Origin of the sequence: Microcoleus sp. Pol17C6 (genome assembly GCF_036701145.1) — a bacterium.
Taxonomy (GTDB): Bacteria; Cyanobacteriota; Cyanobacteriia; order Cyanobacteriales; family Microcoleaceae; genus Microcoleus.
The window spans coordinates 1-17,248 of sequence record NZ_JAUBQH010000007.1; the positions used below are offsets into that span (position 1 = coordinate 1).

The window sequence follows — 17,248 nt, forward strand, 5'->3', positions numbered from 1 at the left end:
CTTTTAGTAGTTTAACGAGTCTCTGTTTTTGATTTTGAGATAGATGGTTTTTGGCTGGCATACATTCTAACTAATGAGCGCTTATTTTATATTTATATTATACAATCTAGCTGCGTATCAGCTTACCAATGTTTCTGGAACCGGAGAGCAAGCCGCAGCCCTTCCCTTTAGACGACTCCGCAACGGAGAAGAAATTCCGGGAGAACAACTCCCCATGCAACTGGCCGTGGCTTCCGGCGTCCAAGTGCGAGATGTGGAAATTCAAATGGTGCGATCGGACGGGGTGGCTTTTGATTGGTTGGTGAATGCGGTGCCGTTATTTAACGAACAGGGCGCAGTTCGGGGGTGTGTGGCGGCCTTTATGGATATTAGCGATCGCAAACAAGCTATTGCTGCTTTGCGCCGTTCCGAGGAACGCTATCGCACTTTGTTTGAGTCCCTAGACGAAGGCTTTTGCGTCATAGAAATGCTGTTTGACGAAAACGAAAAGCCGATCGATTACCGCTTTTTAGAAATCAATCCCGCCTTCGAGAAACAAACCGGACTCGTACAAGCTACGGGGAAAACGATGCGACAGCTCGTTCCAGAACACGAAAATTATTGGTTTGAGGTGTACGGCAAAGTCGCACTCACGGGCGAACCCTTGCGCTTTGAGCATGGCTCGGAAGCCATGAACCGCTGGTTTGAGGTTTCGGCGTTCCGCACTCCTGAGCCGCACAGCCGCAAAGTCGCCGTACTTTTCAAAGACATCAGCGCTCGCAAACAATCGGAGAATCTTTTGCGCCAACAGGAAGAGCAACTGCGGCTGTTCGTCAAACATTCGCCTGCGGGGGTGGCGATGTTTGACCGCCAGATGCGGTATATGCTGGTGAGCGACCGCTGGCTGGCAAGTTACGGGCTCGGCACTCAAAACATTGTCGGTCGATCGCATTACGACATCTTTCCCAATTTGCCCGATCATTTCAAACAAATCCACCAGCGCTGTCTGGCCGGTGCAGTCGAAACCTGCCAAGAAGATCTGTTTCCCCGCCCTGATGGCTTGATCGACTGGGTGCGCTGGGAAATGTACCCTTGGCGAACCAACACCCATGAGATTGGCGGTATCATGATTTTTTGCGAAATCATCACCGAGCGCAAAAACGCTGAACTTGCGCTGCAAGCGGCCAACCAACAAGTCAGCAATATTATAGAAAGTATTACCGATGCCTTTATGGCGATCGATTCACAATGGCGCTATACCTACGTTAATGCCACAGCAGAAAAACTGCTTTCTCGATCGAGAAACGAGTTGTTAGGTCGATCGATCTGGGAGCTATTCCCCGCCGAGGGAGAAGCGAATTCGAGGGTATATCAAGAATTTCATCGAGTCGTTAACGAGCAAGTTTCTGTCAAATTTGAAGAGTTTTCCCCGTCGCTCCAGATGTATATAGAAGTGAGCGCCTATCCAGCGGCAGAAGGACTGACGGCTTATTGGAGCGATATTAGCGATCGCAAACGCACTGAAGAAGAATTGCGACAAAAAAATGCGATTTTGAACGTAATTAACGAGTCAGCACCCACGCCAATTTTTGTCAAAGATCGAGAAGGACGGATTATTTATGCAAATCCAGCCACGCTGGAAATAATGGGCAAACCTGCTTCTGAAGTAATTGGTGGTCGCGACCTGGATTTATACCCAGTAACAGAACTTGCAGTCACAGTCACGGAAAACGATCGGCGCATTATGGAATCCGGCAAAACAGAAGTCCTCGAAGAATCTCACGATGGCATTCGGACATTTCTGGTAATGAAAGCTCCATATCGCAATCAGGCGGGAGAAGTCATCGGCTTAATTGGCATCTCCAGCGACATCACAAATCGCAAACGAGCAGAAGTCGCCCGGGAAGAACAAACTAAGTTACTTCAAGTCATCATTGACAGCATTGGCGATGGTTTAATTTTGGCCAACCAACAAGGGGAGTTTGTGTTGTTTAACCGAGCCGCCGTAGGCATATTCGGTCAGCTATCGAATGAAAAATCTTGTGAGGAATGGTCGAGCACCTACGGACTATTTACCGCAGACAAAAAAACCTTCTTCCCCGACGCTGAACTACCTCTAGCCAGAGCAATCAAAGGTGAATATGTCAATGATGTAGAGGTATTTGTCCGCCGCGAAGATTCCGAAGATCGCTGGATCAGTATCAGCGGTTATCCGGTAGTTGATGCTAGCAGTGAAATCAAAGGCGGAGTGATTGTCTGTCGGGATATCACAGAACGCAAACAAGCAGAAGCAGCGATGCAAGAAAGCGAAGAACGATTCCGCAATATGGCTAACAACGCTCCCTTTATGGTATGGGTAACAGACCCCACAGGCTATTGCACTTTCTTGAGCGAAAGCTGGTATGACTTCACAGGTCAAACTGAGGAAACAGGTTTGGGACTGGGTTGGGTAAACGCGGCACATCCAGAAGACCGAGAACAGGCAAAAAATGCGTTCTTGACCGCCAACGAACGCCAGGAACCGTACCGCGTAGAATTTCGCCTCCGGCGCCAGGATGGCGGATATTCTTGGGTGATCGATGCGGCTGCTCCCAGATTTTCCGAAAGGGGACAATTTGAGGGTTATATCGGCTCTGTTATCGACATTACAGAGCGCAAACAAGTGGAAACTGAGCGCGATATGGTTCTCCAATTAGAACAAACTGCCCGCACGGAAGCCGAGCGAGCTAACCGCATTAAAGACGAGTTTCTGGCGGTGCTTTCTCACGAGTTGCGATCGCCCTTAAATCCGATTTTAGGCTGGTCGCAACTGCTCATCGGCGGCAAGCTGAAGCCGGCTCAAACTGCCAAGGCCTTTGAGACGATTGAGCGCAACGCCAGACTGCAATCTCAATTAATCGAGGACTTGCTTGACGTGTCTCGGATTCTGCAAGGAAAACTCAGATTAAATGTTGCTCCGATGAATCTGGCAACTATTATTCCATCTGCTGTGGAAACCGTGCAATTAGCAGCAGAAGCTAAAAAAATTAAAATCCAAACAATCTTAAATCCTGATGTCGGGCAAGTTCTCGGCGATACAAGTCGCTTGCAACAAATTGTGTGGAATTTGTTATCAAATGCGGTGAAATTCACCCCCGAAGGCGGTCGAGTAGAAGTTCGATTAGGGCAAATCGCACGCCAAGCTCAAATTCAAGTCACGGACACGGGTAAAGGTATTCTTCCCGATTTCTTGCCTTATGTTTTTGACCATTTCCGACAAGAAGATGGCGCTACAACGCGCAGATTTGGAGGCTTGGGACTGGGATTGGCGATCGTCCGCCAACTGATCGAACTTCACGGCGGAACCGTGTTTGCAGAAAGCGCCGGAGAAGGTCAAGGAGCGACGTTTACGGTGAGATTACCGCTATTAAATGATGATTTTAGAAGGCAGGAGGAGGAAGAACGTCATGGGGCTGCTTGTCCCGATCTCTCATCCTTGCCGCTAGCTGGATTGAGAATTTTGGTGGTAGATGATGAACTCGACTCGCGAGATTTTGTCGCTTTCGTGCTTGAGGAAGCGGGTGCAGAGGTGATTTCCCTGTCATCTGCTACTGAGGCGCTAGAGTCGATCAAACAAACTGCACCAGATTTGCTCGTCAGCGACATCGGAATGCCCCAGATGGACGGATATATGTTGATCAAGCGCATCCGCACTCAGCTTGCGCCTGAGTATCGCCAGTTGTTGGCGATCGCCTTAACGGCCTATGCTGGAGAAGCGAACGAGCGTCAAGTTTTGCAAGCCGGATTTGACCAACACTTAGCCAAGCCGATCAATCCGACCCAGTTAGTTGCTACTGTAGCGCGAGCGATCGTCGCCCAGCGCCTTGAAAATAAAGCCTGAGTGCTCGGTAAGACATTGCGCTGTAGTTGATTTGCCTCATTACAGAGCCCCCGTTTTGCGTAATTTCAAACTGAATTTGCCCGTAAAAAATATTATCCCTGTTTCTTCCCTCGAACCTCGAATCTCAACATCCATCCGTTATTAAATCCGTTAAATCCACTACATCCGCTACATAATCCGTTGGCGAACTTCCTTCTCCCTTGCGATCGCCCCTCAAACTTCGCTATTATAAAAAGTTGCAGTTAAAACCCCACAACCCACGATCATGGCCAAGCGCGTTCAATTAGTTTTAAATAAAGATGTCAGCAAACTCGGCAAAGCTGGCGACGTAGTAGAAGTAGCCCCGGGCTACGCCCGCAACTACCTAGTACCCCAAGGAATGGGATTTAGAGCCACTCCGGGCATTCTCAAGCAAGCAGAGCGCCGCCGTGAAGAAGAAAGACTGCGCCAGCTAGAGCTCAAGCAGCAAGCTGAAGTCCGCAAAACCGCCCTCCAATCGGCTGGGCCTTTCATCATCTCCAAGCAAGTTGGGGAAGCAGACGCGATTTTTGGTACTGTTACCAACCAAGAAGTAGCAGAACTGATTTTCAACTCTACCAGTCAAGAAGTCGATCGGCGCGGCATCACTCTGCCCGAAATTCGCCAAACTGGTACCTACAAAGCTGAAATCAAACTACACGCAGAAGTTACCGCCGAAGTTGATATTCAAGTTGTTCCGATGTAATTAAGAGTCATCAGTCATGAGTAATTAGTTGTTAGTCATTAGTCATCAGTCATTAGTTGTTAGTCATTAGTCATTAGCTAAGAACTGAGTACCGCTAACTAAGGACTGAGGACTGCTAACTAAGGATTCAAAACTGACGACTAATCACTGGCAACTAATAACTAATGACTGCGGACTAAGGACTGAGGACTATTGACTAATGAGCGATTTGATGCCTACAAATATAGAGGCAGAAGAAGCAATTTTGGGCGGGATTTTAATTGACCCCGAAGCTATTTCCCGAATTGCCGAACTGCTGCGACCGGAGTTTTTTGCCATCACCGCTCATCAAGTCATTTATCGCTCGGCATTAGGCCTATTTTTACAGGGTCAACCTACCGATTTAATGACGGTAACAACTGCGCTAACCGACCGCAACCAGTTAGAGCAAGTAGGAGGACTAACTAAATTAGCACAATTAGTTGATCGCACAGTTTCCGCAGTCAACATCGACCAATATGCAGTTTTAGTTGAAGACAAATATCAGCGCCGCAAATTAATCGAAGCTGGCAACAACATAGTACAATTAGGTTACGAGACGGCAACACCACTAGAAACAGTCTTAGACCGCGCCGAACAAGAAATTTTCAGCATAACTCAAGAACGCCCGCAACAGGATTTAGTATCGATCGGCGAAACACTAAACCAAACATTTCAAGACCTAGAAAATCGCAATGAAGGCCTGACACTTCCCGGTATTCCGTGCGGTTTTTATGACTTAGATGCTATGACAGGAGGCTTTCAGCGATCGGATTTAATCATCGTTGCAGCCAGGCCGGCGATGGGAAAAACAGCCTTTTGTACCAATATCGCCCACCACATCGCCGCTGGACAGCAAAAATTGCCGGTTGCCGTTTTCAGCTTAGAAATGTCGAAAGAACAGCTAGTGCAGCGTATCCTGTCCAGCGAAGCCAAAATAGAAAGTAACCGATTGCGATCGGGTAGAATCAGTCAAAACGAATGGGAACCAATCAGTACAGCCATTGGCAATTTATCAGAACTACCGCTGTTTATTGACGATACTCCCAATATTACCGTCACAGAAATACGATCGAAAGTCCGCCGCCTCCAAGCAGAACAAGGCGGAACCCTAGGATTAGTCTTGCTAGATTACCTGCAATTAATGGAAGGTACCAGCGACAACCGCGTGCAAGAACTATCTCGAATTACCAGAAGTCTTAAAGGTTTAGCCCGCGAACTCAACGTGCCGATTATTGCCTTATCTCAGTTGAGTCGGGGTGTGGAAGCGAGGACAAACAAGCGACCGATGATGTCTGATTTGAGAGAAAGTGGCTGCTTAACAGGTGATAGTTTGGTAATGCTAGCAGATACTGGTGTGCGCGTACCAATTCGTGAATTAGTAGGAAAATCTGGCTTCACAGTTTGGGCGCTCAATGAAGCCACCATGCAATTAGAAAAAGCCGTTGTTAGCAATGCCTTTGCTACAGGTGTTAAGCCTGTACTACGACTGCAAACTCGTTTGGGACGGGCAATTAGAGCCACTGGAAATCATAAGTTCTTAACCATTCACGGCTGGCGGCGATTGGACGAGTTAAAAACAGGCGATCGCATTGCCCTACCTAGATATGTATCAAGTTCCTTCATCCAATCGATGGACAATGCCGAAATAGCCTTGCTAGGACACATGATTGGAGACGGATGTACTCTACCTCGACACGCTATTCAATACACGACTAGAGAGAAAGATTTAGCCAATACAGTTGCAAATCTTGCAATAGAAGTCTTTGGAGAGCGAATCATACCTCGTATTTGTAAAGAACGTGATTGGTATCAAGTTTATCTTCCTGCTACCTATCATCTCACACATAATGTGAGGAATCCTGTAACTGAATGGCTAGATGCTTTAGCTGTTTTTGGTCTGCGTTCTCACCAGAAGTTTGTCCCCAATCAAATATTTGAGCAGCCTCAAGAAGCAATAGCTTTATTTTTACGCCATCTTTGGTGTACTGATGGTTGCATAAAAATAGGTAGGGGTAAATGTCATTACCCTAGTGTTTACTATGCTTCCAGTAGTGAAAAATTGGCAAGAGATGTTCAGTCACTCTTACTCAGACTTGGTATCAATGCCCGCTTATTTTTAAGCCCCCAGCCAGGGAAAGGGCGAGATCAACATCAAGTTTGGGTTACTGGAAGACCTGATTTAGATAAGTTTATTCATTTGATTGGTGCAGTAGGTAACTACAAACAGCAAGCTCTGACAGAAATTGCAGAATACATAGAAATTCGTTCTAGCAATACTAATAGAGATGTCATACCGCGTGATGTGTGGAAAATGTATGCTGTTCCTGCTATGCAGCAATTTGGTTTAACTACACGCCAGATGCAAGCACAGCTTGGCAACTTATATTGTGGTACAACTCTTTACAAACACAACCTCGGTCGGGAACGAGCATTCAAATTAGCTACAATTGTTAAATCTGATGAACTTGCCCTCTTATCTAAGAGCGATATTTACTGGGATGAAATCGCCTCAATAGAAGTTGATGGCGAAGCTGAGGTTTACGATTTAACAGTGCCTGCACTGCATAATTTTGTCGCTAATGACATCATAGTTCACAACTCGATCGAGCAAGACGCGGATTTAGTAATTATGCTCTACCGCGATGAATACTATAACCCTGATTCGCCCGATCGCGGAATTGCAGAAGTAATTATTACCAAACACAGAAACGGCCCCACAGGAATCATCAAACTATTATTTGACGCCCAATATACCTGCTTTCGCAATCTGGCATCTCCGAAGCGATCGTAAATCAACCAGGACATACACAGAAACCCGGTTTCTTAATAAAAAAACCGGGTTTCTAAACACCGTAAAAGTTTTACGTTGAATTAGACTTAGCTACCTAGCCAGCGATTTTCAACAATTCCACATCAAAAATCAACGTAGCATTAGGAGGAATCACCCCGCCCGCACCGCGAGCACCGTAACCGAGTTCAGGGGGAATAATCAACTTGCGGCGGTCTCCAACTTTCATCGTACCGACACCTTCATCCCAACCCTTAATTACTTGACCTACGCCAATTTTGAACTGAAAAGGAGAATTGCGATCGCGCGAACTGTCAAACTTCGTGCCATCCTCCAAAGTCCCAGTGTAGTGTACCACAACCGTCTGCCCGGTTTTTGGAGTCGCCCCATCACCCTGCTTCAATTCAACATATTTCAGACCTGAATCGGTTGTCACAGTATTATCAGTCATGTTATTGCCAGCGATAGTAGCTGGTACCTCGGGTAAAGTAGCATCAGCTACTAGCAAGTTATTTTCATTTAAAGACTGCGCTGACAACTTCTCAATAGCAGTCTCGGGTAAAAGATTGTTCAATTCGGCTGCAACTGCTTGGGACCCAGAACCGCCCATTTGAGCGACTATCAAAAACACAAAGCAAACCAGCATTACTCCCAAGCTGACTAGAACTCCTCGCAAAATTAATCCTCCTGATACTTTTAACCGCGATATCTCAGATATCTAAGACATCTAGTACAACAAGAACTACCAAATTTTATCTGAACTTTTCCACCAAAAAAGGGCAGGTACCAGATAATTTTAAAGGCCAAAGTATGAAGTCATAATGTTTGTAATTCTACATAAATGGCTTCTACATAAGTGCCTTTTTTAGCCTTCCGCCTTCGGATGACAATCTTATCACAAGATAGCAGCGAACTCCTCGCGGGCGTTAGCGAAGCCCTCGAAGAGGATCGAACTCAGCGCCAGTTACGGTTTTCTAAATCCCGCATCTGACGTTCTAAACGATCGAGCCTTCCGCGCAACTCATCCATTTCGGACTGTCGGGGAACTCCCATATCTTGCAGCATATTCCGTAGTTGCCGCTGCAACTGCGTATCCCAATTGCCCTGTTCCGACTTGAGGTGCTCCGTCATGTCATCTACAAAGGTTTTGGCTTGCTCGGAATTGATTTTGCCATCTTTGACCCATTGCTCGCTCACTTCCTGCAATTTCTCTGCCACCAGGGAGGTAGTACCAATGCCCAGCATTACCAGTTGTTTGAGTAAGTTGCTATTGTTATCCATAGATTTTTCCTAATGTTTGCCCTTTCATACCCGATCGGCTCAGGTCGCCTGCTGTCGCTGCGAAACTATCTGTAAACTTAAAGTTACATCAGCGCACACCTACCTTTCTATTTTGGAGCATCCAGCCGCCTGATGGCGAGGCGATCGCGCTAATCGGCGTTCGGAAAACCCCCTAATGAGCCTACCCACCACATTACCCCATCACCCTGCTGTCTATGCCTGATTGCCCCCGCTGTCACCAACCTGTAGACGCCCAAGCACTTGCCTGTGCACATTGCAAAATCCCCCTCAAAGCTTTCGGTCATCCGGGTATCCCTCTTTATCGATCACAACCCGAAGAATTTCTGTGCACTACCTGTATTTATCACGAAGACGACACTTGCAACTACCCGCAGCGTCCCTTTGCCAAAGAATGCACGCTTTATCACGATCGAGCTGAGCCACTTGTGCCACAGACGATCCCTTACAGCAGCGGCGACGGGCTGCAATCGATCAAAAATTGGTGTCAGCGCCATCTGGTTTGGTTAGCATTATTAGGTTTAATTATTATTAGCATTGCTCTGTCGATTTAATCGGATTGTACAAAGCGTAGAATAGAGATATATCTGTTAATCTGGGTTGCTCTATTCTTCTCTAAATTATTCATGAGCTACGTATTCGGCATCGACGGCGGCGGCACTAAAACTATCTGCCTTTTAATGGATGACAACCACCTTGTTTTAGGACGGGGTGAAGCAGGGCCGTCAAATTATCAAACCCTGGGAATTGAGACAGCCAAACAATCCATCCAATTGGCGATCGAACGAGCAGTTCTGTCCGCTCAGGTCGAGGCTATAGGCAATCTCAACATAGAAGCAATTGGTCTGGGACTAGCAGGCGTCGGGCGTCCAAAAGATCGTGAAATAGTGCAATTTGTAGTGCAGAACTTGCAGTTGACGAATACTTTACCAGTAACCCGATCGTTCCTGCCCAGGAATATAGTAATTTCCAGTGACTGCGCGATCGCACTTGCTGGCGGTACAGGCCATCCAGTGGGTATCGCCGTTATTTCAGGAACCGGTTCGATTGTTTTCGGGCAAAACCGTCACGGGAAAACTAAACGAGTCGGCGGTTGGGGATATATTTTAGGCGATGAAGGCAGCGGATATAACATCGCCCTTCAGGGTTTGCAAGCTGCTTTGAAGTTCTATGACGGACGCGAAGATTTTACCGTGCTTGCGGAAAAATTTCAAAAGCATTTAGGGCTCCATAACCTAGAAGAATTGGTAGAAGTCGTTTACGGGCGCGGTTGGGGAGTCAAAGAAATTGCAGCTTTAGCGCCGATTGTCGAGGGAGCAGCAGCAGAGGGCGATCGCGTCGCTGACAGCATTATCAATAATGCTGTGGCAGAATTAACCTATTCAACAAAAATAGCCATTTCAGCGCTATTTAACCAAACAGAAGAATTTGAAATTGTGATCGTAGGAGGTGTGTGGGGTGGAGAGGCAAATTGCCGAGGTCGGTTTGAAGCAGCCATAAGTGCGATCGCCCCAAAAGCTAAGGTAATTTCGCCCCGATACGAACCAGCTTTCGGTGCTGGATTGTTGGCTTTAAACGCTCTCAACAATTAATCTCGTTTCCCCAGGCTTCGTGCTGGGATTTCACCTTAACTAATTAGAGGCTAAGGGGGACGATGAACCGAAATCTCTCCTTTATCCTCCTTATCTTCCCACTCTTGCCGATTTTATCTATTTTTCAAAATTTTAAAATTCTGGATTATCTACCTTATCTTCCCAACTTCTAGAATTCCCGCCTGCCATAATCAAAACATCAGATGAAGGCGAAACCAGAAACAAATTTAGCAGTAGTGCGTTCCTAAGTAAACAAAAACTGAAGCAAGGAGACAATTTATATGATTACTTCTCAAAAATGGCGTTCAGCAACAGCAGCAATCCTCGCACTGGGCATTACAGTTGGAACCAGCGCGCCGCTGGTGGTAGCTACTCCCGCAGAAGCTCAACAACGAATTTCCCAATTTGATAGCATCCGAATTCCCTCGGGCAGTGTAATTCCAGTTAGCTATGAAAAAGACAAAATAGTTGTCACCCGCGAAGAAACTGCACCTTTAACTTTAACAGTAGCGCAAGACATCCGCACACCTCAAGGCAGAGTATTAATCCCCGCAGGCAGCCAGATAGTCGGGGCACTGCAACCTGTCAGAAGAGGCAATCAAAGTGGTACTCAATTTGTTGCCAGAGAGTTAATTATCAGCCGCCGCCAACGCTATCGGATTGACGGAAATTCAGGAATTATTACCAGAACCGAAAGAGTCCAAAAAGGTGCTGGCACAGGTTCAGTAGCGCAAGGTGCAGCCTTGGGTGCAGCAGCAGCAGCAGCACTCGCAGGCATTACCGGCGACAAAGCGATCGCGACTGAAGAAGTATTGGGAGGCGCTGGGATCGGCGCTTTAGCTGGAGTATTGTTGGGGCGGCGCAGCGTTGACGTGCTCGTGATTCGCCCGGAACAAGATTTGGCAGTGAGATTGCGATCGGACATCGTACTCCGCTAATATTGGAATCTTCGGATTAATTATTTGCAGAAAAACATTGTCGATCGCTAACTTGTGGTCTCCCGATAATTGGCTAGGCATACTGTTAAGGTTGTGCCTAGCCATGTTTGTTGGCGGAATTATTGGATGGGAGCGCCAACTCAGAAACAAACCAGCGGGCTTGAGAACTCATATGCTAGTTAGTATGGGTTGTGCACTGTTTGTTTTAATGCCGCTGGCAATGGGTAAAAATGAAAACGGAGGAGATGCTGTAGCGCGCGTAATTCAAGGCATTGCTGCCGGGATTGGGTTTTTGGGAGGTGGAGAAATTCTGCGGCAAAATCGACAGGAAATAGGCAAAGTTGAAGTTCACGGGCTCACCTCTGCAGCCGCTATTTGGGTGTCAGCAGCTTTAGGAACTGCCGCAGGATGCGGGTTGTGGCAACTGGCATTAATTGGCGCTTTAATGTCGCTGTTTGTTCTGAGGGTAATTAAAGAGTTAGAGCGTCGGAGTCGTAGGAAATAGTCTCAGTGATTATATAAAAGTGGGTATAATAACCGTTATAACGTTTGTATTGACGACGGAAGTACGAGCGAGTTTTATGAGGGTTAAATTCCTCACTACCAACTAATTTTATTGCGGTCGATGGATGGTAGATAATATTAGTTGCTTCATACCCAGTTCAGTTAATCACTGATCATAAATTGTTTGCCCTCATCCCAGCCATACCTGTCAAGAAGGTGAACAAGGGGCGTTACACAATTTGAGGATGATTATTTAGGGGTGTTCCCCCTGCTGTGAAAATACCCGCCTTCGGGCTACGAGAGCCTATCCCACAAAAAAACAATCAAAATTATCCCGCAATTATGCAACGCCTACAAAGTGGCTAAAACGCTTGAAATCTCTGCTTGGGGCGATCGATAAATCTTCTCCATTTGATAGTGTGTTAACAATACATAACATTTCAAGAATAATGCTCAACTGTTACCAAGCAAACACTTTAACTACGCCTTGACGGGTCGGGTCATCCAACCCTGACCTTGGACGAGTGGAGTCATCACGATATACTTACATATTCATTTTAATATTTTTTTCAATTTTAGTTAATTTGCTCAACACCCAGTGAACCAAAATACCAATATTTTTTAAATTAATTAGTATATAAATTAGCAAAATAATTAAATTTTACCCGTTTTTTTAAAAGAAAAAAGTTAATATTTACCTCGCCCCATGGCTGAATAAAAAATTAATTTTTATCAGAAAAAGTTGGCATTTTCATCAATTCCAAAGACTCTTGCCTCACGCGGCCCGCCATCGCAGCTAACTGCAAGCTCATAAAAGCATTCAAATCTTCTAAATCACACTTGGCTGAGGAAAAAATATTCTGCATTTCATTTTCCGCTTCCAAACTCAGATATCCAGCGGCAATAGCTTGTTTTACAACTTCACGAATCTGCACGGTAGAAATGTCCCTTACTAAATTTTAACTAATCAAAAGCCAACTAATTACTAACAGGAAGTTTCGGAAGCTGTCTCGCCAAAGATTTCAAAATTTTTAAGCTCGCGAGACTCTTGTTTCACTCCTCCGGACATAGCTGCTAGTTGCAAAGCCATAAAAGCATTTAAGTCTTCCAAGTCATACTTGGTGGTAGTTAACATCCGCCGCAGTTGATTTTCGGCTTCAAGGGTTAGATAGCCTAGAGCCAGAGCTTGCTGGGCGAGATCGCGAATTAGTACCATAACACTTGGGAATTTTATTGGTTCAAGCCTCAGTATCAACTGTTTTCACAGAATCAGCAGTGACGGCTATTGCTCGATAGGTGTGACATTGTTACGGGCCACTCGTGACAGCCGGAGTCGCAGAGTGTGACTAAGTATTTGCACGGTTGTGACGGCGATCACGCGGGGGATGCCAGAGGAGGAGTCGGATAGTGGGGAGTCGGAGAGTGTCCGGGTGTCTGGGTGAGCGAGTCGGAGAGTGTCCGAGTGGGGGAGTCGGAGAGTGGGAGCATTTTTCTTCTTCCATCGGACTAATGACTGATGACTACTGCCTTCTACCTTCAGAAGACGCTCAACGTCTATAATCAGCAAGTTAAATATTTACGGCAAGACATATGGAACTAGCTCATAAAGATTTGCTACAACAAATAGCCCGACTATCGGAAACTTATGCTAATTTGGCCGATCGCCTGTCAATGGCAGCAAAACAACTGCAAGACTCGGGCCTTCCTCCCTCTGACAGCTTGCTGCAAGAAGTAGCAGCCTACAGCCGCAACTTTGCCGCTATCCAAAAACAAGCTCTCGAAGCAAACAAATCCGCGATCGCGCCGGGGGAAATTGCTTCCCTCAAAGACATTCAAAACTTAGTCGAGACTGCAGCAGCTTCTGAAGGTAAAGCAGAAATTCGCGATGCAGCATTGAAAGTGATCGATCGAGTATTGGCGATCGCCCACCGCGAACAAAGCGACTTCGCGCCCTTACAATCAGTTCATGCCAAAGCCCGCGAACTGCAGCGCGCAATTTCCGAATCAACCCCAACCCAACTGCATTCCGACGCAGAATCCTTAGTCAGTGGCAAACACCCTGTTTCAGCAGTGCTCGCCCTAGTGGAACAGCAAGACAAATTAGACGACGAACAGTGGGTAATTCTCGAAGAAACAGTCAGCGCCGCTTTTGGCAAACAAATAGCCGTAGCCATTTCCAGAGGCAAATTAACCATTGCTGAGATGGTAAAAGCAGCACCTGCAAAAGTCGAACCAGCATTTAAACCAGCGCCAGAACAAAAAATCAGCGCCGAACCTTTGCCAGAAGTGATTGTCATCCCGTCAGGAAATGTTGTACCGAAACAAGTTACAGTTGCGCCACAGATCCAGATTTTGGAATCCCCCGCACCTTCTGCCCCCATGCACGAGGTAATTATTGTTCCCAGCGTGGAAGTACCTAAGTCTCTTCAGACAACCGGTTCCGGGAACATTGTTTTTGGGGCACCCCAGAAAATTCAACCAGCGGTGGCCGTAGAGGGCGGTTTGGGAATCAAAGTTTTGGTGCACATTCAGGGAATTGGCGATCGAACTTTCGGTGCTCAAGAATACGCGGGTACTAAAGCTCAAGGGCGCCGTGTCGAAGGATTTGCGATTAATATCGACCCGCCAATTCCCGGCTTAAATGTCGAGTACATGGCTCACGTCGAAGGTGTTGGCGATACTCCTTGGATCGGCCAAGGAGAATTGGCAGGTTTTCGGGGTCAAGCGAAACGAATTGAGGGATTTGCGGTGCGGTTGAGCGGGCCGCAAGCTGATAAGTACGACGTATTTTATAGCGCTCACATTCAGAATATTGGCGACACCGACGTGTCCTCCAACGGCGAATATTGTGGCACTCGCGGCAAAGCTTTGAGAATAGAGGGCATCAAAGTTTGGATCGCGCAGTCTGCGAGTTCCCAAACAGTGGCGCCTGTGGGTTTAAAAGTGTTGGCGCATATTCAAGGAATTGGCGATCGAACTTTTAGCGATCGAGAATACGCGGGTACTAAAGCGCAAGGCCGCCGCGTGGAAGGATTTCAAATTAAAATAGAGCCTCCCGTTGCCGGTTTAAATTTGCAGTACATGGCTCACGTTGAAGGAGTTGGCGATACTGCTTGGATCGATGAGGGGGATCTAGCCGGTTTCCGGGGCAAAGCCAAGCGCATTGAGGGATTTGCCGCGCGGCTGACAGGGCCGCAAGCTGATAAATACGACGTATTTTATACGGCTCATATCCAGAATGTGGGCGATACTCCTGTTACTGCTAACGGTCAATATTGCGGCACTCGCGGCAAAGGTTTGAGGGTTGAGGGGATGACGGTTTGGGTTGAGCCAAAAGCCTAAAAAGTGAGAATGAATGGAAAATTTGCAGTGGCATTTTCCATTCATTTTGTGTTGTTATATCATGTCCGCTTGGTTGGTTTTTGTATAATGTGCGCTCTCCTAGGGGCGGGTTTTATCAACCATCTACGCCAAAAACTAATAATCCCGTAAACCCGCCCCCTCTCTCTAAACGGTAAACGTCAATGTACATTTTTTCCCTTCGCTCAAAGTCAAGGTTGATATAGGTTATTAGTTGTGTGGGGGCGGGTTTATGAGATTGTTTGTGTGCGTCAAAAATTATTCGTAAAACCAGCCCCTACAGCATCAAAAACACTTGCACAACTTACGCTAGCAGACACGATATTAATGGTGTAGCACGTGCAACAAGCCTTCTACCACATGACCGATCGCACTTGGAGCAGATTCGGCGGCGCAGTGGCCGGCGTGGAGTGCGTTTCCGACAGCCTGACTCCCTCCCTCCAGCGCATCGCCACCAAATTGACCGCGATATGTTTCTTTGACCATTTCAGCTTGAATTTTGCTGGTAGTTTCTTCGGGATTCGTTTCCCAATTGCGGATTGTTTGGACAATCTCGAACCCAGCCCAAATTAACATTCCGAGGACGATCGCAGCAATAAAGTATCCCATAGCTTTCTTTAAAGTTTGAGGTTTGCTGTATCTAATCTAGGGTGGCATTTGAAGGCAGACAGGATGAAAACGATTGCCCGATGAGTGCGGATTTCCACCTGCTAGAACCGTCGTTATTTGCTAAATTGAGGACTAAAGTCCAATGTCACTGAAAAAGTCTCGATCGCAAGGCCTGTTTACCTTTTAAGATAGAGCGAGGTTCCTGCATTCGAGGATACGGCTTTGGCCTGTGTTTCAACACCGGAGGTTCGGAACGCTCAGGTCGTATCGTGAGTAAATTAGTTGCCACCTGCGACAACAGAAATTGATGCCATTGTCGCTGTTGGCGCTTTCCTGTAGTTGCCAACAGCGTCAATAACTGATTAAACTGCTGCCTTGTTGATTGGAAGGAGATTTGAAAAGCTGTATGTTCTGATGAAGATACTGACTGCCACATAATGGTACGTAATAAAGTGTAAGCCAATAAGTGTATCCAGATTTCCTTTCTGACCATTGCCGGAGTTTTAGCTGTTAACATCTCCATTTTCAAAGTAGTTTTAAGATGACGGAGACTGACTTCAGCAGCAGACCACCGCAGCCCGTATAACTGAGTTAATTTGTGAACAGTGTAGCGTTGGGCGTCCAGTAACGTTGTGACTACAATAATACGCTCGTCTCGGAAGCCACGGTGTTGAATTCGCAAGCAGACTTCCCGAACAATGAAATTAGATGGTAATTCCTCGAATTCCTCATTACTCATGTGTTTGGGACACTGTTGAGGCTTATTCCAGACTACTTGATGGTCGCCAATTCCCAACTTCTTGCCCCGCCCTTAAGTCAGTTTTACGGAGATGATTTTTCCGAAAAACAGCGTCGGCTCCCTGCTGTTTTACCAAAACTAAATCGACATAATTGCCGTAAGCTCGATCGGCTAATATCACATCGTCGGGAACTAAATTCGCATATAACAGGCGACTCATTACAATCTCACTCATCGTCAATGAAGCAATACCAGCCGATACGACTGCACCTGTGAGCAATGAAAAGAGCACTACCACTTTGGCGATGGGAAATCCACACCCAGTTTTTTGATTGCTGTGTTGCGGATACTCAGCTTGATTGGCAGCAGTATCACTCATCAACACGGTTGTGCCGTCTAGTACCCGCACCTGTCGTCCACACCATTGCTGTAGGCGAGGAACTTGCTTTTCTAGTGCCTCTGCCACTACAGGTACTAACTGTTGGACAAGTCTTTCAGGTAGTCGTTGACGAGCTTTACTGTATGCCCCAGTGTCTGAAGAAGGAGGCACCACTCCAGCACCACTGGGCCAGGTACTCATCCGTTTTACTGCTTGACTCAAACTTTTGTCTGGATCTAGTACCTGAGATATCATCGCCCATAAGGTAACTATCGGCGTATAGACGCTGTTGTAGTATCTGAGATTCTCCTTCGCCAGAAGCTCTTTGACTGTAGAGTCTGGTAGCAATTCTTTCCAGGGTAAGGCAACACTCTGTAAAAATTGTTGCTTGAGAATAGACGCACGATTGGGCATACTAGAGAGAGATATTTTGGTT

At 46.6% G+C, this 17,248-nt stretch carries 12 protein-coding genes and 2 pseudogenes; 8 read left to right on the forward strand and 6 right to left on the reverse strand.

The features are described from left to right. Positions 1 to 73 precede the first annotated feature (73 nt). The 3 genes and pseudogenes from QUA25_RS05530 to QUA25_RS05540 form a co-directional block, all read left to right on the forward strand. A pseudogene (locus tag QUA25_RS05530) lies at positions 74 to 3,859 on the forward strand (PAS domain S-box protein); the annotation flags it as partial. A gap of 265 nt (positions 3,860 to 4,124) precedes the next feature. Further along, positions 4,125 to 4,583, forward strand: a complete 459-nt coding sequence (rplI, locus tag QUA25_RS05535; RefSeq protein ID WP_006634794.1) for a 50S ribosomal protein L9 — start codon at positions 4,125 to 4,127, stop codon at positions 4,581 to 4,583. Positions 4,584 to 4,782: 199 nt separating this feature from the next. Further along, positions 4,783 to 7,395 carry a replicative DNA helicase gene (locus QUA25_RS05540; RefSeq protein WP_333036211.1) on the forward strand — a complete coding sequence of 871 codons (2,613 nt, stop codon included), beginning with the start codon at positions 4,783 to 4,785 and terminating at the stop codon, positions 7,393 to 7,395. A 94-nt stretch (positions 7,396 to 7,489) separates the two neighbouring features. Here QUA25_RS05540 and QUA25_RS05545 read toward each other — a convergent pair whose 3' ends face one another. Together QUA25_RS05545 and QUA25_RS05550 are read right to left on the reverse strand one after the other, a co-directional pair. Then, on the reverse strand, positions 7,490 to 8,068 hold the full coding sequence (locus QUA25_RS05545) for an FKBP-type peptidyl-prolyl cis-trans isomerase (RefSeq protein WP_333036212.1): 579 nt from the start codon (positions 8,066 to 8,068) through the stop codon (positions 7,490 to 7,492). Positions 8,069 to 8,346: 278 nt separating this feature from the next. After that, positions 8,347 to 8,673: a phasin family protein gene (locus QUA25_RS05550; protein ID WP_333036214.1), complete on the reverse strand. Its 327-nt coding sequence runs from the start codon at positions 8,671 to 8,673 to the stop codon at positions 8,347 to 8,349. 215 nt (positions 8,674 to 8,888) lie between these two features. On the opposite strand from QUA25_RS05550, the gene QUA25_RS05555 reads away from it, so the two are divergent. The 4 genes from QUA25_RS05555 (at position 8,889) to QUA25_RS05570 (ending at position 11,726) form a co-directional block, all read left to right on the forward strand. Beyond that, a complete protein-coding gene (locus QUA25_RS05555) occupies positions 8,889 to 9,245 on the forward strand; it encodes a zinc ribbon domain-containing protein (RefSeq protein WP_333036215.1) in 357 nt (118 codons plus the stop codon). 72 nt (positions 9,246 to 9,317) lie between these two features. Continuing rightward, positions 9,318 to 10,283: a BadF/BadG/BcrA/BcrD ATPase family protein gene (locus tag QUA25_RS05560; RefSeq protein WP_333036217.1), complete on the forward strand. Its 966-nt coding sequence runs from the start codon at positions 9,318 to 9,320 to the stop codon at positions 10,281 to 10,283. Positions 10,284 to 10,564: 281 nt separating this feature from the next. Beyond that, a complete protein-coding gene (locus tag QUA25_RS05565; protein ID WP_333036218.1) occupies positions 10,565 to 11,221 on the forward strand; it encodes a hypothetical protein in 657 nt (218 codons plus the stop codon). 103 nt (positions 11,222 to 11,324) lie between these two features. After that, positions 11,325 to 11,726, forward strand: coding sequence for an MgtC/SapB family protein (locus tag QUA25_RS05570; RefSeq protein ID WP_333036220.1), 402 nt, complete (start codon positions 11,325 to 11,327; stop codon positions 11,724 to 11,726). Positions 11,727 to 12,447: 721 nt separating this feature from the next. On the opposite strand, the gene QUA25_RS05575 is transcribed toward QUA25_RS05570, so the two are convergent. Together QUA25_RS05575 and QUA25_RS05580 are read right to left on the reverse strand one after the other, a co-directional pair. Further along, complete coding sequence (locus tag QUA25_RS05575; protein ID WP_333036221.1) at positions 12,448 to 12,660, reverse strand: hypothetical protein; 213 nt, start codon at positions 12,658 to 12,660, stop codon at positions 12,448 to 12,450. Positions 12,661 to 12,710: 50 nt separating this feature from the next. After that, positions 12,711 to 12,941: a hypothetical protein gene (locus QUA25_RS05580; RefSeq protein ID WP_333036223.1), complete on the reverse strand. Its 231-nt coding sequence runs from the start codon at positions 12,939 to 12,941 to the stop codon at positions 12,711 to 12,713. Between the two features lie 374 nt (positions 12,942 to 13,315). Between QUA25_RS05580 and QUA25_RS05585 the strand changes: the two genes are divergently transcribed. Beyond that, positions 13,316 to 15,067, forward strand: coding sequence for a hypothetical protein (locus QUA25_RS05585; protein ID WP_333036225.1), 1,752 nt, complete (start codon positions 13,316 to 13,318; stop codon positions 15,065 to 15,067). A gap of 342 nt (positions 15,068 to 15,409) precedes the next feature. On the opposite strand, the gene QUA25_RS05590 is transcribed toward QUA25_RS05585, so the two are convergent. Both QUA25_RS05590 and QUA25_RS29420 read right to left on the reverse strand, forming a co-directional pair. Beyond that, positions 15,410 to 15,694: a hypothetical protein gene (locus tag QUA25_RS05590; RefSeq protein ID WP_333036226.1), complete on the reverse strand. Its 285-nt coding sequence runs from the start codon at positions 15,692 to 15,694 to the stop codon at positions 15,410 to 15,412. Between the two features lie 145 nt (positions 15,695 to 15,839). After that, positions 15,840 to 17,226 (reverse strand): annotated as a pseudogene (locus QUA25_RS29420) (IS4 family transposase). Between the last annotated feature and the right edge of the window lie 22 nt (positions 17,227 to 17,248).

Coding starts and splice junctions, on each gene's coding strand:
- rplI (WP_006634794.1), top strand. CDS start 4,125: ATGGCCAAGCGCGTTCAATTAGTTTTAAATAAAGATGTCAGCAAACTC.
- QUA25_RS05540 (WP_333036211.1), top strand. CDS start 4,783: ATGAGCGATTTGATGCCTACAAATATAGAGGCAGAAGAAGCAATTTTG.
- QUA25_RS05550 (WP_333036214.1), bottom strand. CDS start 8,673: ATGGATAACAATAGCAACTTACTCAAACAACTGGTAATGCTGGGCATT.
- QUA25_RS05555 (WP_333036215.1), top strand. CDS start 8,889: ATGCCTGATTGCCCCCGCTGTCACCAACCTGTAGACGCCCAAGCACTT.
- QUA25_RS05560 (WP_333036217.1), top strand. CDS start 9,318: ATGAGCTACGTATTCGGCATCGACGGCGGCGGCACTAAAACTATCTGC.
- QUA25_RS05565 (WP_333036218.1), top strand. CDS start 10,565: ATGATTACTTCTCAAAAATGGCGTTCAGCAACAGCAGCAATCCTCGCA.
- QUA25_RS05570 (WP_333036220.1), top strand. CDS start 11,325: ATGTTTGTTGGCGGAATTATTGGATGGGAGCGCCAACTCAGAAACAAA.
- QUA25_RS05580 (WP_333036223.1), bottom strand. CDS start 12,941: ATGGTACTAATTCGCGATCTCGCCCAGCAAGCTCTGGCTCTAGGCTAT.
- QUA25_RS05585 (WP_333036225.1), top strand. CDS start 13,316: ATGGAACTAGCTCATAAAGATTTGCTACAACAAATAGCCCGACTATCG.
- QUA25_RS05590 (WP_333036226.1), bottom strand. CDS start 15,694: ATGGGATACTTTATTGCTGCGATCGTCCTCGGAATGTTAATTTGGGCT.